The sequence below is a fragment of the Flavobacterium defluvii genome (assembly GCF_900129555.1).
GTDB classification, from domain to species: Bacteria; Bacteroidota; Bacteroidia; order Flavobacteriales; family Flavobacteriaceae; genus Flavobacterium; species Flavobacterium defluvii.
Genome location: NZ_FQWC01000003.1, coordinates 416,928 through 431,697 on the forward strand (window position 1 = coordinate 416,928; position 14,770 = coordinate 431,697).

13 protein-coding genes are annotated in these 14,770 nt (G+C 33.3%); 3 read left to right on the forward strand and 10 right to left on the reverse strand.

The genetic code is table 11. The features are described from left to right. Window positions 1-3: 3 nt before the first annotated feature. Entirely contained in the window at window positions 4-849 is an 846-nt protein-coding gene (locus tag BUC29_RS09350; RefSeq protein ID WP_073415578.1) for an AraC family transcriptional regulator, read from the forward strand. A gap of 14 nt (window positions 850-863) precedes the next feature. Here BUC29_RS09350 and BUC29_RS09355 read toward each other — a convergent pair whose 3' ends face one another. The 9 genes from BUC29_RS09355 to uvrC form a co-directional block, all read right to left on the reverse strand. Next, entirely contained in the window at window positions 864-1,484 is a 621-nt protein-coding gene (locus tag BUC29_RS09355) for a hypothetical protein (protein WP_073415580.1), read from the reverse strand. Between the two features lie 13 nt (window positions 1,485-1,497). Continuing rightward, complete coding sequence (locus BUC29_RS09360; RefSeq protein WP_073415582.1) at window positions 1,498-2,718, reverse strand: M23 family metallopeptidase; 1,221 nt, start codon at window positions 2,716-2,718, stop codon at window positions 1,498-1,500. A gap of 23 nt (window positions 2,719-2,741) precedes the next feature. Further along, window positions 2,742-3,683 (reverse strand): tryptophan 2,3-dioxygenase family protein, encoded by a 942-nt coding sequence (locus BUC29_RS09365; protein ID WP_073415584.1) that lies wholly within the window; start codon window positions 3,681-3,683, stop codon window positions 2,742-2,744. Further along, window positions 3,683-4,453 carry a DUF3108 domain-containing protein gene (locus BUC29_RS09370; RefSeq protein WP_073415586.1) on the reverse strand — a complete coding sequence of 257 codons (771 nt, stop codon included), beginning with the start codon at window positions 4,451-4,453 and terminating at the stop codon, window positions 3,683-3,685. The genes BUC29_RS09365 and BUC29_RS09370 overlap by 1 nt, the downstream gene beginning before the upstream one ends. Window positions 4,454-4,750: 297 nt before the next feature. Then, a complete protein-coding gene (gene hppD / locus BUC29_RS09375) occupies window positions 4,751-5,911 on the reverse strand; it encodes a 4-hydroxyphenylpyruvate dioxygenase (RefSeq protein ID WP_073415588.1) in 1,161 nt (386 codons plus the stop codon). A gap of 161 nt (window positions 5,912-6,072) precedes the next feature. Next, window positions 6,073-7,230, reverse strand: coding sequence for a homogentisate 1,2-dioxygenase (locus BUC29_RS09380; RefSeq protein ID WP_073415590.1), 1,158 nt, complete (start codon window positions 7,228-7,230; stop codon window positions 6,073-6,075). A 258-nt stretch (window positions 7,231-7,488) separates the two neighbouring features. After that, window positions 7,489-9,783 carry a patatin-like phospholipase family protein gene (locus BUC29_RS09385; RefSeq protein WP_084538614.1) on the reverse strand — a complete coding sequence of 765 codons (2,295 nt, stop codon included), beginning with the start codon at window positions 9,781-9,783 and terminating at the stop codon, window positions 7,489-7,491. A gap of 62 nt (window positions 9,784-9,845) precedes the next feature. After that, on the reverse strand, window positions 9,846-10,358 hold the full coding sequence (locus tag BUC29_RS09390) for an XAC2610-related protein (protein WP_073415592.1): 513 nt from the start codon (window positions 10,356-10,358) through the stop codon (window positions 9,846-9,848). Between the two features lie 6 nt (window positions 10,359-10,364). Continuing rightward, on the reverse strand, window positions 10,365-12,164 hold the full coding sequence (gene uvrC / locus BUC29_RS09395; protein ID WP_073415594.1) for an excinuclease ABC subunit UvrC: 1,800 nt from the start codon (window positions 12,162-12,164) through the stop codon (window positions 10,365-10,367). Window positions 12,165-12,300: 136 nt separating this feature from the next. Here uvrC and BUC29_RS09400 point away from each other — a divergent pair, with 136 nt between their 5' ends. After that, window positions 12,301-13,281 (forward strand): succinylglutamate desuccinylase/aspartoacylase family protein, encoded by a 981-nt coding sequence (locus tag BUC29_RS09400; protein ID WP_073415596.1) that lies wholly within the window; start codon window positions 12,301-12,303, stop codon window positions 13,279-13,281. Then, a complete protein-coding gene (locus BUC29_RS09405) occupies window positions 13,268-13,840 on the forward strand; it encodes a 5-formyltetrahydrofolate cyclo-ligase (RefSeq protein ID WP_073415598.1) in 573 nt (190 codons plus the stop codon). The genes BUC29_RS09400 and BUC29_RS09405 overlap by 14 nt, the downstream gene beginning before the upstream one ends. A 140-nt stretch (window positions 13,841-13,980) precedes the next feature. Here BUC29_RS09405 and BUC29_RS09410 read toward each other — a convergent pair whose 3' ends face one another. Continuing rightward, window positions 13,981-14,727 (reverse strand): tetratricopeptide repeat protein, encoded by a 747-nt coding sequence (locus tag BUC29_RS09410; protein WP_073415600.1) that lies wholly within the window; start codon window positions 14,725-14,727, stop codon window positions 13,981-13,983. Window positions 14,728-14,770 lie beyond the last annotated feature (43 nt).

Below are 14,770 nucleotides of genomic sequence, written 5' to 3' on the forward strand. Positions count from 1 at the left end.
CTAATGACAAATACGAATTTATATCTTCCTTTTGAAGTAGATTTTAAAGAACTCGAACAGTTTCCGAAAACAATTCGGAAGAATAATTTCTTTGAACTGATTTACATCGTCGACGGAACCGGAATTCAGATTATTAATGATAATAAATTTCAGTACCGAAAAGGAAATCTCTTTTTAGTAACGCCGCAAGATGTTCATTCATTTGAAATTTTAACGCCAACGAAATTCTTTTTTCTTCGGTTTAATGAATATTATATCAAAGCAAATTCTCAAAACGCAGAATCAGAAATGATTTTGCGAATGGAATATATTCTTCAAAATGCAAGTCATCGCCCGGGATGTATTCTGAAAAATAAAATTGATAAACCTTTAATTGCGTCATTAATTGAAAATATAATCAGCGAACAAAACAATCAACAGATTTACCATCAAAAAATTATTGAGCAGTTTGTAAATACAATAATTACAATTGTAGCGAGAAATATTGCTTTAAAACTTCCGAAGAATATTAAAGAAACAACCGGAGAAATGGTTCTCGAAATCCTGCATTATATTCAGGAAAACATCTACAATCCAAAACAATTAAAAGCAGAAAAAGTAAGCAAGCATTTTAATATTTCTCTTAATTATTTAGGGAAATATTTTAAGAAACAAACTGGCGAAACACTTCAGGAATATATTGCAAACTATAAATTAAGATTAATTGAAGCCAGACTTTTAAACAGCGATATGCGTATTAACGAAATTGCAGATGAATTAAATTATTCTGACGAAAGTCATTTGAATAAAGTTTTTAGAAAACATAAAGGAATGAATCCGTCTGAGTTTAGAAAGAAATATACTAAATAAGCCGAAAACTATAATTACCAAATCTTCCACCAGGGCTTTTTATTAACTTCAATAGTTTTCTTCTCGATATTGATTTCGATTCTTTTTGGCGATTCAACTTTGATTCTTGAATCATCAAAAAACATTTCACCGTTTTCATTCATTCCAAGAGGAGATTTTGTTCTTTCTTTCCAGCTTTCCGTTTGCAATTCTGGAACTAAAGCCAAATTTATTTTGGTTTCAAATTTTTTTCTTGCTTTTTCTATAATCTCATCTTCCAGATTTGAAGATGAATTTTTTAAAAGCGTAATTGAATTGTCTGGAATGTTTAAAAGAAAAACTTGTGTTTTATTACCTATTTTCTGAATATCCAAAACTTTAAAATAAGCAATTGTGTCTAAAAGAAAATGTCCAATTTTTGCTGAATCGGGATTAAATTTCGATAAGTCTTTGGCATGAGCACTTGCAATTAGATACCTGAAATTACCAGAAAGTCCTCCACCGATAGAAGTCATATCTGTAAAGCCTTTTTCCAGAATTATTTGTCCAATTTTATAATTTGAAATTAAATTTTCAGGCAAATCAGTATCTCTGTAATATAACTTTAAACCTGAAAAAGTATCATTGTAAATTGCCTTAAGACGCGCATTTTTCATTTGATTTCAGATATTACAAATTCCCAATACTATCCAACTCTCTTTTCAAAGGTTCAATTTGCTTGAAGAAACGGGTTTTGTCATTTCCGGTTAAGGATTCTCCGGTTGGTAAATTCAATCGAAGCGCATCTACCTGAACGCCATTTTTCCAAAAGCGGTAACAAACGTGCGGGCCAGAAGCTAAACCTGTACTTCCAACCAAACCAATTGTTTGTCCTTGTGTAACGCGTTGTCCGCGGCGCACTAAAATTCTGGACATGTGTAAATATTGAGTAGAGTAGGTGCCGTTATGTTTTACTTTTACAAAGTTTCCGTTTCCTGCAGTATATCCGGTTGCTTCAACAACTCCAGATGCCGTTGTCGAAATTGGAGTTCCGGTTGGAGCTGCATAATCAGTTCCTTTGTGGGCTTTCCAGGTATGCTGAACAGGATGAAATCTGTTCATTGTAAATCGTGAAGTGATTCGGCTGAATTTAATTGGCGTTTTTAAGAAGAAGTTTTTTAGCGTTTTTCCCTCATCATCATAATATTCAATTTTTCCGGAAAGTGTATCTTTTTCGAAAGGAAAAGCATAAACGATTTTTCCTTTATATTCAAAAAATGCAGCTTCAAGATCTTCAACGCCGTCGTACGTTTTTCCGTTGATAAAACGTTCGGTAAAAATCAAGCCGTAACGATCTCCTTTTTTAAGTTTGAAGAAGTCGATTGACCACGAAAATACTTTTGTAATTCTGCTGGCAAGAGCTGTTTCTACATCTTCATCTCCTAAAGTTTCGGATAATGAAGTTTTTAAAACGCCGCCAATTATTTTTCTTTTTAAGGTAACCGGTTTTATTTTTTTATAAGCTTTTGCAATGCTGTCTCGTAAATCGATTACATAATATGTTAAAGCGTCGGGCTGATAAATAAAAACCTGAAGATTGTTTGTTTTGTTTTTTGAGCGAAGTAAAGTAAAAGGTTTGTTATAGCGAATGGTTCTTACGTCAAAACTATCTTTGACCTGCTCGACAATGTCGAATACTTTTTTGTCGCCAATATTTTGACTCTGAATTATAGATCCAAAAGAATCTCCTTTAGAAATAGTATCATTAACTACATTAAAATCAGCGTAATTAAAACCAAATTCTACTTTTTTAGTTTTTGGTTTTGTAATTTTAATCTCAACTTTTTCTTCGGTTTTATTGCATGAAAATATTGAAAATAATACTATTATAATTACGAATGCTTTTTTCAAACTCTTAAAATTTTTGAAGGAAATTAAAGTGTATTTTCATTTCCCCAATTGGACAATTCTTCTTCGGTCCACAATTTAGGAAAAAAGATGCGTCTTTGGTATTTTGGATGCATATATTTTTGCCAGTCGCTTCCTCCGGTCGCTTCACCATTGCCTTTTCCGCTTTCTAAAATGTATTTTATCGCAGTATTTAAGTGCTGCATAACCCACGTAATGTTTACAGTGTGATCGTAATGACGCATTGCCTTGATCAATTCTGTATTTTGCTGGTCTTCAAGTGGTAGTTGTGTAAATTTCTGCCAAATGTTTTTCGTTTTAAACGAAGCCATTTGTCTTAAGAACTGATCTTTGTATTTCTTTTCAAACTCATTTAGCAAATAAGATTTTTCGCCAGTATGATAATCTTTTCCGGCAGCCTGCCAGTACAAATGTTCAAAACTGGTTTCAAGATCTGTATTTTCATCAAAGTTTGCTTTGTATCTTCTGTCAGTTAAATTGATAACATCTGTAGAAGCGAATTCAATCAGCCTGTATTGCGCACTTTGAAAACCGCTTGCAGGGGTTAAAGTATTTCTAAATTTCATATATTGGTCAACTTCCATTCCGTTTTCCATAATACTGAAAGAATTTGTCAGCATATCAAAATAACGGGTAATTCTTGAAAGTCTTTCGCTAAAAAAATCAACCTGAATGTTTTGCGTATCTGCAATTTGATCGATTTCCCACAAAATCATTTTAAAAATCAATTCGTTTACCTGATGATACATGATAAAAACCATTTCGTCAGGAAGCGTTGTGCGTTGTATTTGTAAATTTAAAAGAGCGTCTGTTTGTATATAATCCCAATAAGTAATTGGTTTTGACCAAAGTAATCCTTCTAACTGAACGTCAGTTTTTTGATTTATGGCTTGAAATTTTTGGTCAATTTCTTTTAAAATTGATTCTGAATGATCAGTAAGGTTCATTATTTTTTAACTTTAAACGGATTTTTTAATCCTTTATATTCATCAAGATCTGCTTTTAGAGACCCAACTGCCAAATCCGCTTTGATTCTTATCGGAACTTTGTTGTCGTCGTCTGTAATCCAGAGCGTTAAACTTTCTTTTTCTTTAAAAACTCTTCCGGTTTGTACAAGTGGTTTGAAAACCATTGTAGAAACCGTTCCAAATTTAGTTGTAATATCTTGACGGCCTACATATTTTAACTTAAATTTTGTGATTTCATCATCAAAAAACATATCAATTGTAATCGCTTCGCCAGATTTCAATTTATCAATACTCGGATGGTTTCTTAAAAAATAAAATGCCGAAACGATATCCTGCACATGGTCTGTGATTACAATTGTTTTTTCGGTTTTTCTTTTATAGTCTTTTACTAGAACTTTATTTTCACTTTGGTTAAAAAAACCTTCCTGATTTTTGGTATACCCGCCTTCATCAATTTTTCTCACGAAGCGATACGGATCACCATTTTCCTTGTCAAAATAACTTTCATATAAATCTTCAACTTTAAAGAAAAATTTTGACATTCCGGTTGTATAGCCTTTACCTACAGCATGATGCACCCTTTTATTGTTTATAATGGCATCTTTAACTTCGAGAGTTGCATATCCGGCGTTTACAATTCCGTAATGGATTCTAAATTTGAAATACTCTCCAGTGTCAAAAGCATTTTCTTTTTGTGCATCAAAACTAAATGTGGAGAGAATTAATATGATGAGGATGAACTTTTTCATAGTACATTTTTTACATTCTATTATAAAGATAGAGAAATGCAAATTTTATTCCAAATGTACGAAAACAAAAAAACTCAGCCACGAAGACTGAGTTTTTATGCTATTAACTAACCAAAAAACTATAAATTATGAAATTTATATCAATTCAGAAGGAAACCACCCCTTCTTGATTTGCGAGTGCAAAGATAGATAGAAAGTTCAAAAAATAAATAGCAAAAGTCAAGTTTAACATAACATTTGCATAAAAATCAACGATTTACAGAGAATTTTTCTGCATAATGCAAAAATATTGCGTTTTTATAGAGTTCCTCTCAATTCTTGCTCTCTCTCAATTGACTCAAAAAGAGCTTTAAAGTTCCCTGCACCGAATCCTTTTGCACCCATTCTTTGAATTATTTCGAAGAAAAGTGTAGGTCGGTCCTGTACCGGCTTTGTAAATATTTGTAAAAGATAACCATCTTCATCGGCGTCGACCATAATTGCAAGTTTTTCAATTTCGTTTAAATCTTCTTTCATCATATCCATATGAACACCCAATCTTTCCGGGATTGCTTGGTAATATGTATGAGGAGGAGCTGATAAAAATTCTACACCACGCGCTCTTAACTGCGATACGGTTTTGATAATGTCATCTGTTGCAATAGCGATATGCTGAATTCCAGGTCCGCCGTAGAAATCTAAATATTCCTCGATCTGCGATTTTTTCTTTCCTTCTGCCGGCTCGTTGATTGGGAATTTAATTCTGCCGTTTCCGTTTGACATTACTTTACTCATTAATGCTGAATATTCTGTAGTAATTTGTTTGTCGTCGAAAGAAAGGAAATTTACAAATCCCATAACTTCTTCATAGAATTTTACCCAGGTATTCATTTCGTTCCAGCCCACATTTCCAACCATGTGGTCGATGTATTTTAATCCTGTAGGTTCTGGGTTAAAGTCAGATTTCCATTCTCTGTAACCTGGAAGAAAAACTCCGTTGTAGTTTTTTCTTTCCACGAAAATGTGAACTGTTTCTCCGTAAGTATAAATTCCGGAACGAACCACTTGTCCAAATTCATCTTCTTCAACAGTTGGTTCCATAAAAGAACGTGCACCGCGTTTCATGGTTTCTTCGTAAGATTTTGTAGCATCTTCTACCCAAAGCGCAGCCACTTTTACACCGTCGCCATGTTTTTTCAAATGTTCGTTGATTGGCGAATCAGCTGTTAGAGGCGTTGTCAAAACAATTCTGATTTTATCTTGTTTTAAAACATAAGATGCTCTGTCTCTTACTCCGGTTTCTAATCCGGCGTAAGCTAATGATTGGTAACCGAAAGCAGATTTGTAATAATGTGCAGCTTGTTTAGCATTCCCTACATAAAACTCTACATAATCTGTTCCTAATAATGGAAGGAAATCCTGCGCTCCTTCAAATATTTTTTCTAATCCGTATTCTACTGATTTAACTTCTTTACTCATGATGTTTATTTGTTTAATCGGTTATTTGGAAAAACCGAAATGTTGTGTTTAATTTTTTTTAACCGCAAAGGCGCTAAGTAAATCGCAAAGCTCGCAAAGTTTATTATAGCGATCTTTGCGTAAAATCCTTGCGAACTTTGCGGTTAGATCGAAAGTGAAATTTATTCACACCAAGATTTGTAGTACTGACCATCGTCAAGCCCCATAGCTTCTTCAGTAACCATTAATGGACGGAAAGTATCTACCATAACGGCTAATTCCTGAGTTTCTTTATGACCAATACTGCGTTCCATTGCGCCAGGCGCTGGTCCGTGAGGAATTCCTTTTGGATGTAAAGTAATATGGCCTTGCTCAATATTATTACGGCTCATAAAATCGCCATCTACATAATATAGAACTTCATCAGAATCTATATTGCTGTGATTGTATGGCGCCGGAATTGCTTTTGGATGATAATCGTAAAGTCTAGGGCAGAAAGAACAAACAACAAAAGCTGCTGTTTCAAAAGTTTGGTGTACCGGAGGCGGTTGGTGAACACGTCCCGTTATAGGTTCAAAGTTGTGAATCGAAAATCCGTATGGAAAATTATATCCGTCCCAGCCCACAACATCAAAGGGATGCGTTGCATAAACCACTTCGTGAATCATGCCTTCTTTTTTGATTTTAATTAAAAAATCTCCTTTTTCGTCGTGTGTTTCCAATTCATTTGGCAGAATAAAATCACGCTCGCAAAATGGAGAATGTTCTAAATGCTGACCCGATTGGTTTTTGTATCGTTTTGGAGTATAAAATGGAGAATACGATTCTACATAAAATAGTCGATTATCTTCCGTTTCAAATTCTATCTGATAAATAATACCGCGTGGAATAATTAAATAATCACCATATTCAAACGGAATATTTCCTAACATGGTTCTTAATTTTCCTTTTCCTCTATGGATGAAAAGCATTTCATCGGCATCGGCATTTTTGTAGAAATAATTTCGAAGCGATTCTTTTGGCGCAGCCAGACCAATAATGCAGTCTTTGTTGACTAACATGGCTTTTCGGCTGTTCAGAAAATCATTTTCGGGTTTTAATTCAAAACCTTTAAAAAGAAGCGATTTTATATTTTTTCCGATTGCAATTTTTGGTTCAACAGAATAAGAGTTTAAAATTTCTTTTACCTGCGTTGGTCTGTGTACATGATACGATAGAGACGAATGTCCGTGAAAACCTTCTGTTCCAAATAACTGCTCGTAGTAAAATCCGCCGTTTGGTTTTTCGAATTGGGTGTGTCTTTTTTGAGGGAAATCCCCAAGTTTATGATATAGTGGCATGGCTTTTCAATTAGATAATTTGTAAATTAGATAATTCGAAAATGTGAATTGAAGAAGTAGACAATCAGTTCAGTCTTTTCGACTGACTAATTATCTCAATTCGATAGAGCCATTATTCCGGATTTCTCTTAATGAGGAATTGAAGATACTCTAATAAACCTGTCCAATTTGTTTTCATTATAACAAATGTCGTAAATTTTATCGACCAAAATTACATATTATATTATTTATAACATAAAATATTTCTAAAAAATCATTTTAGAAAATAAATCCAATGCTAAACCAGGTAAAACTCTTAGACATTTGCGGCGACCAGGATTGTTTAACTTCAATTGGGCCAATTATGGTTTCTAATCCGTAACCTACTGCATAACCTGAGTTTTTAGGCATTGAAATCCAGTCGACTGTTTTAAAAATATCGTCTCCAAGATTAGCAAAATTGGCTGAAAAGTTCACATGATTTTTTCTGATAAACTCGTAATCTAAAGTAATATCTGTCTTTATAAAACTATTTCCGGCAATACTTAAAAAGTCGTAACCATAGAAATAATTGAAATTATTGATTTTATTGTAACCATAACCTCCGAGTATAAAATCAAAAAATGGTACGCTGTCACTTCCAATATTAAATCCCGCATCGGCGCCAATTTTGACAGTCGCTTTTCTAAGGAAAGTTTTAACAAAGGAAACTTCTGCTTTTGCGATTGAAAAAGGCCTGAATTTATTTGTGTAATCTGATGAAGCCATATACGTTTGCACATCTGTAGAAAAATACAATCCGGAATTTGGAAAATATTTATTATCGAGCGAATCGTATTTTAAATAAGCAAAAGCACTAAAATAATTACTTTTATCTATTATATTTTCTTCATTAGAAAGTGTCGGGGAACTTATTTTTAGATACTTATATTCTAAACCGCCGCCCATTAAAAATTTCTGTACAAAAATGGTTTGAAAATAAGCCTGGTTATTTAAATCTAAAAAATCGACATTTATCAAATTTAAATTTGGATTTTCTGAAGTTAAACCACCAAGACTTGTGGTAACATTTCGATTAAACTGACTCAGTCTTGAACGAAAACCAAAACTGATGTTGAAACCATTTTCGACATAATAATTAAAATCGTATCTAAAATTATCTCCTAAAATAATGTCCAGCGAAGTAACATCATTTTTCAGAAATGTTTTTTTATGAGTAAGATTTAGCAATACAGCACTTTTATATAATCCATCGTAATGAAGACCGAGTTTTAAAAATGTCTGAGTGGGATTTTCTCTCAACACAAGATCCAAATCGTCTTTATTTCCGTCGGGCTGTAAACAATATGAAATTGTGCTAAAATTTTGTGTTGCATTCAAATTATTAATTCCGGTTTTTAGATCATCATACGTAATAGTACTTCCGGGTTTAAAACGAAGTTTTCCGCGAATGTATTCTTTAGTATAATTATCTAGTCTGTCGGTATTTATTTTTTGTATCTGAATAGTATCTGTGGCAACTTTTAATTTTGGTTTTTTATAAAAATTGTCTTCATTTACGAGGGATTTAATTTTCTCGTAAACAGCAAAAGCAGCTTCTTCACCTTTTCGGATAATTTCTTCGCCTCTGTCAAATGAAATTACACCAAAATCACGAATGTCAGGTTTTATATAAACATCTGTATCTTTTATTTTGCTTTTCATTTTATCGATAGACTGCAAATTGGTAATCTGAACGAGAATTCTGGTAGCGTTTTTTAAATTTTTTCGCTTCATCAAATCGTCCTGAACATCAACACCAATAATAATATCGGCGCCAAGATTACGAACTTCTTTTATAGGATAATTGTTTACAACTCCGCCGTCAACCAATAAATTTCCGTCGATTTCTACGGGAGTAAAAAGAGAAGGAAAGGCAGCACTCGCCATCATTGCCTGAACAAGATTTCCTTTATTCAATAAAACCTCTTCGCCGGTTTCAATATTGGTTCCTATACATAAAAAAGGAGTTGGCAGTTTATTGAAATCACGAACATGTCGAACATTACGTGTCAAACTGCTTAATAAATTATAATTATACATTCCTTTTGAAAGTGCTTCAGGAATGCCGACTCTGAATTTACTAAATGGTAAAACTATTGCATATAATTCGTCATTTTTTTTGCCGTAAAAGTTTTTTGATGAGCGCGGAATATAATCGTTTATCAATTCGTCGAAATTGGTTTTTTTGAAAATAGAATCAATTTGAGAGGCATTGTAACCAGAAGCATACAATCCGCCAATTACAGATCCCATACTGGTTCCGCCAATATAATCGATTTTGATTCCGGCTTCTTCCAAAACTTTTAAAACACCAATATGGGCAAAACCTTTGGCGCCGCCGCCGCTTAAAACCAAACCAATTTTAGGTCTTTTTACACTGTCTTTTTTTATTTCCTGCGAAAATGAATTTTTAGGAAGAAATAAAAACACAAAAAATAATAATGCTGCGCTCCAAATCTTACCGATAGTTCTCGGAACAAGAGAAAATCCTGTTGACTGAGTTTTTGAAATTAACAGTTTATTGAGGCGCATAAAAAAATGTAATTGGTTTTTGTAAAAGTCGGTAATTTTTTCGGCTTTATGCTAGATTTATCTTAATATGATTGTGTTTTTGATAGTATTAATTTTTTGTTTTTGTTATACTTCCAAACATCTGTATGATTTCTTGCGCCGCCTCTGCAGTTTGATGTAAGTGTCTTTTTGATTTTATCAATTTTCACATCACAAAACATGTCACATTTAGGGCTAAAACCCGCTGGAAAATTCAAGCGTTCAAATTGTTTTGTTTTCGGATTAAAAATAAAAATTTCATAAATCGTATAAACACCCATTCCGTCATCTGTATGAAAGGAAGCAAAATCCGTAAAACCGTCAAAATTAAAATCATTGACTTCGAGATTTGATTGTTTCCCCGTTATAGAAGCTTCAAGATTTTTTATAATCTGAACTTGTTTGGTTTTAGTATTTTTTATTTTTAATGTCTCAAAATGATCTGCAAAACTTACTTTGAATTCACTTTTGTCTTTTTGTAAAAAAGTTGTTTCATTTTGACTATACGAAATAGAAAAAGCAAATAGTAAACAAATATTTAAGAAGTGTTTTTTCAAAATAAATTAATTCTCTTTTGGATGATAAAATTCGACAATTTTTTTGGCTTTTGATATACCTACCACAGCAGATATATCTTTTTCTGATGCCAATTTCAATCTTTTAACACTTTTGAAATGTTGTATTAACGTAAGCATCGTTTTTTCGCCAATTCCCGGAATACTTTCTACCGAAGAATTAAGAGCAGCTTTGCTTCGTTTGTCCCGGTGAAATGTGATTCCAAATCTATGAGCTTCGTTTCTCAGCTGCTGAATTACTTTGAGCGTTTCTGATTTTTTATCTAAATAAAGCGGAATCGAATCGCCCGGATAAAACAACTCTTCGAGGCGTTTTGCAATTCCTATAATCGTTACTTTTCCGCGTAGACCTAATTCGTCAATACTTTTTAATGCCGAAGACAATTGACCTTTTCCACCGTCGATAATAATTAATTGGGGCAAAGGTTCGTTTTCGTCTAATAATCTTTTGTAACGACGATACACAATTTCGGTCATCGAAGCAAAATCATCAGGACCTTCAACTGTTTTTACATTAAAATGGCGATAGTCTTTTTTGCTTGGTTTTCCGTCTTTAAAAACTACGCAGGCCGCAACCGGATTTGTTCCCTGAATATTCGAGTTATCAAAACATTCAATATGACGCGGTTCAGCAGGAAGACGTAAATCTTTTTGCATCTGTGCCATAATTCTGTTTACGTGACGATCAGGATCTACAATCTGCAATTGTTTCAGTTGTTCGATTCGGTAAAATTTAGCATTTCGAATTGATAAATCCAGAATCTGTTTTTTATCGCCAAGCTGTGGAACGGTTACTTTTATTTTTTCGCCCAAATCGATTTCAAAAGGAACAATTATTTCTTTTGACATTAATTCAAAACGTTCACGAAGTTCGATAATTGCCAGTTCTAATAATTCTTCGTCGCTTTCGTCGAGCTTTTTCTTTATTTCTAAAGTATGCGAGCGAATAATCGATCCATGAGAAATCTGCAGAAAGTTGATATAAGCGGCACTTTCATCTGAAACAATCGAAAACACATCAACATTTGTAATTTTGGGATTTACTATTGTCGATCTGGATTGGTAATTTTCCAGAATTTCTATTTTTTCTTTGATTTTCTGCGCTTCCTCAAACTGTAAGTTCTGTGCATATTGATTCATCAATTTTTTAAAATCTTTCATACTTTCCTTGAAATTTCCTTTCAGAATTTCACGGATTGCGTCGACTTGTCTTTGGTAATTTTCGAGAGATTCTATTCCTTCGCACGGACCTTTGCAATTGCCAATATGATATTCAAGACAAACTTTAAATTTGCCCGATTCGATATTCGATTTGCTCAAATCATAATTGCAGGTTCTTAATGGGTACAATTCTTTTATTAAATCCAGAATGGTATAAACCATTTTAAAATTAGTATACGGACCAAAATATTCAGATCCGTCTTTTATCATTCTTCGGGTTAAAAATATTCTCGAAAAAGGTTCTTTTTTTATGCAGATCCAGGGATAACTTTTGTCATCGCGCAGCAAAACGTTATATCTTGGCTGGAGCGTTTTAATTAAATTATTTTCTAATAAAAGGGCATCGGTTTCTGTGGGAACAACAATGTGCTTTATGGTTACGATTTTTCTAACCAGAACATTTGTTTTCCTTGTATCATGAATTTTATTGAAATAGGAGGAAACTCTTTTTTTTAGATTTTTGGCTTTGCCGACATATAAAATTTTCCCGTCTTTGTCATAATATTGATACACGCCGGGATTGTCCGGCAGGGTGAGAATTTGTAAATCTAAGGACGGTTTTGACATTCTGTTTTGTTTCTGAAGATGGCTGAAAAGCAATTTCAAAAACCATTCCGATTTCTGAAAAAAGCTTAACAGTGATTTAGTTTCAAATTTACGAAATCAAAAGAATAATTTCTATATTTAGCTTTTATAATTCTACATGAAAAATAGTAAGCCTCTGGTTATTTTTGGCGAATCGATTTTGCCGGGAGAACATAAAACCATAAACGTCGAAATAGCGCGATTACACACTACAACAAAACTAAATATTCCTGTAATTGTGCGCCGCTCAAAGCTTGAAGGTCCGGTTGTTTTATTTTCGGCAGGAATTCACGGTGACGAAATTAACGGAGTTGAAGTCGTTAGGCAGATTATCAGTAAAAAAATAAACCGTCCGCAAAGAGGAACCATTATTTGTATTCCGATTATCAATATGTACGGTTTTGTCAATAAATCCCGAGAGTTTCCTGACGGCCGGGATTTAAACCGTGTTTTTCCGGGAAGCAAAAAAGGTTCTTTGGCAAGTAGATTTGCCTATCACATTGTAGAAGAAATTTTGCCTATTATAGATTATGCAGTCGATTTTCATGCCGGCGGTGCAAGCCGTTTTAATGTTCCGCAGATTCGAATTACCGAAAATAATATGGAACTGAAATTACTGGCTGATATTTTTAATGCGCCTTTTACTTTGTATTCCAGAAATATTGGCGGTTCTTTTAGAAATACTTGCGAAAAAGCCGGTATAAAAATGTTGCTTTTTGAAGGAGGAAAATCGCTGGACATAAATGACGCTGTTGCTAATGAAGGAATAAAAGGAGTAAAGCGTTTACTGGATTATTTGAATATGCTCGATCCAAAACACATTGTTGAACCTGCCATAGAATCTTCTATTTATATAAAATATTCGGTTTGGCTTCGTGCAAAATGTTCCGGTTTGCTACATGATTATAATATGGTTGGTAAATTTGTGACCAAAGGAACTATTTTGGCAATTATTACAGATCCGTTTGGGAAGTTTGAGCAGAAAGTAAAAGCACCGCACGACGGGTATGTTATTAATGCCAATCATTCGCCCATTGTTTATGAAGGCGATGCGATTTATCATATTTCTAAAAATTCTCCTGTAAATGACGACGAGTAAAAAAGAATTACGGCTGTATTATAAAAATCTTCGGGCAGCATTTTCTGAAAATGTTATCGAAGAAAAAAGCCTGGCTATTGCCAATAGTTTGATTCAATTGCCTATTTGGGATAAAACTTATTATCATGTTTTTCTGCCCATTGTAGAACAAAAAGAAATTGATACTGAATTTATTCTGCATTTACTTTCCGGAAAAGATAAAGAAATCGTAATCTCAAAAAGCGATTTTGAAACCAGAGAAATGACTCATTTTTTATTGACGGATAATACCAAAATCAAAAAAAACGAATATAACATTCCGGAACCTGTAAACGGACTTCCAGTTCCGGTAGAAAATATTGAGGTTGTTTTTGTTCCGCTTTTGGCTTTTGATGTTTTTGGAAACCGCATTGGTTACGGAAAAGGTTTTTATGATAATTTTTTAGCAAAATGCAAACCCGAAACCATAAAAATTGGCCTTTCTTTCTTCGAATCGGTAAAACAAATTGATGATGTTTTTGAATCTGATATAAAATTAGATTATTGCGTTACACCGGAGAAAATTTATACGTTTAAATAAATTTTACAATATTGTTCCGCAATCAAATCTTAGAGACCGACTGCAGTTCGTTTTTAAAATGGTGAAAATCTGGAAAAAGGAAAATCCCAAACTCCAAATAATAATTGAAGTTTGGGATTTTGTTTATTTGTGATAAAAAATTATTTTACTTCTTTAATTGTCGAAGCGTCAATCCAGCCTTCCTGACCATCAGTTAATTCTATTCTTTTCCATCCTCCTACAGTTTCCATTACGTAAACTTTTGCGCCTTCATGAAGCAGAATAATTGCTGAACCCGCTTTTTGAGGTTCACTTCTTACTTCGCTGAATTCTGAAAAAACAATTGCCGGACGATCATTATCAAAATGATCTTTTTCAGACATTCCAGCAGAAACACTTAAAATTAAAGTAACTAAAAGAATAAACATTCCGATAAAATAGATTCTTTTGGTAAGTGTAAGCTGCGAAAAATAATATCCGATAAAACTGAGCAGAAATAAAAATGAAATGGCTACAGAAATTTTCGCCCATTGATTATAATTAAAAATACCTGTAAAATTCTGAATTAGTTTTGCAAAACCTACTTTTGGAACTTCTTTAATTTCGTCAATGGTTAGTTTTTTTGCAAATTTTAGGTTGTTTAAAGTCTCAGGATCATTTGGTTTTAACACCAAAGCTTTTTCATAATTATAAATAGAAGGCGCAACTTTATTGAGTTTATAATAACTGTTTGCCAAATTAAAATATAATTCTGCAGATTGCTGTTTGTTTTCTTTAATAATATCTTCATAAACCTGAACAGCTTCCTGATATTGTCCCTTTTGGTACAATGCATTTCCTTTTTCAAAGCTGCTTTGAGCAAAGAAAACCTGTGAGATTAGTAAAAAGAGATATAGTATATTTTTCATTCTTATTTTATTAAACTTAACAGGTTTTTAAAACCTGTCAGGT

What these genes read in the sequence shown, in the direction of transcription:
- BUC29_RS09370 (WP_073415586.1), bottom strand. Translation starts at nt 4,453, where the DNA reads ATGAAAAAGTTCATCCTCATCATATTAATTCTCTCCACATTTAGTTTT.
- BUC29_RS09385 (WP_084538614.1), bottom strand. Translation starts at nt 9,783, where the DNA reads ATGCGCCTCAATAAACTGTTAATTTCAAAAACTCAGTCAACAGGATTT.
- BUC29_RS09410 (WP_073415600.1), bottom strand. Translation starts at nt 14,727, where the DNA reads ATGAAAAATATACTATATCTCTTTTTACTAATCTCACAGGTTTTCTTT.
- uvrC (WP_073415594.1), bottom strand. Translation starts at nt 12,164, where the DNA reads ATGTCAAAACCGTCCTTAGATTTACAAATTCTCACCCTGCCGGACAAT.
- BUC29_RS09405 (WP_073415598.1), top strand. Translation starts at nt 13,268, where the DNA reads ATGACGACGAGTAAAAAAGAATTACGGCTGTATTATAAAAATCTTCGG.
- BUC29_RS09380 (WP_073415590.1), bottom strand. Translation starts at nt 7,230, where the DNA reads ATGCCACTATATCATAAACTTGGGGATTTCCCTCAAAAAAGACACACC.
- hppD (WP_073415588.1), bottom strand. Translation starts at nt 5,911, where the DNA reads ATGAGTAAAGAAGTTAAATCAGTAGAATACGGATTAGAAAAAATATTT.
- BUC29_RS09365 (WP_073415584.1), bottom strand. Translation starts at nt 3,683, where the DNA reads ATGAACCTTACTGATCATTCAGAATCAATTTTAAAAGAAATTGACCAA.
- BUC29_RS09400 (WP_073415596.1), top strand. Translation starts at nt 12,301, where the DNA reads ATGAAAAATAGTAAGCCTCTGGTTATTTTTGGCGAATCGATTTTGCCG.
- BUC29_RS09355 (WP_073415580.1), bottom strand. Translation starts at nt 1,484, where the DNA reads ATGAAAAATGCGCGTCTTAAGGCAATTTACAATGATACTTTTTCAGGT.
- BUC29_RS09350 (WP_073415578.1), top strand. Translation starts at nt 4, where the DNA reads ATGACAAATACGAATTTATATCTTCCTTTTGAAGTAGATTTTAAAGAA.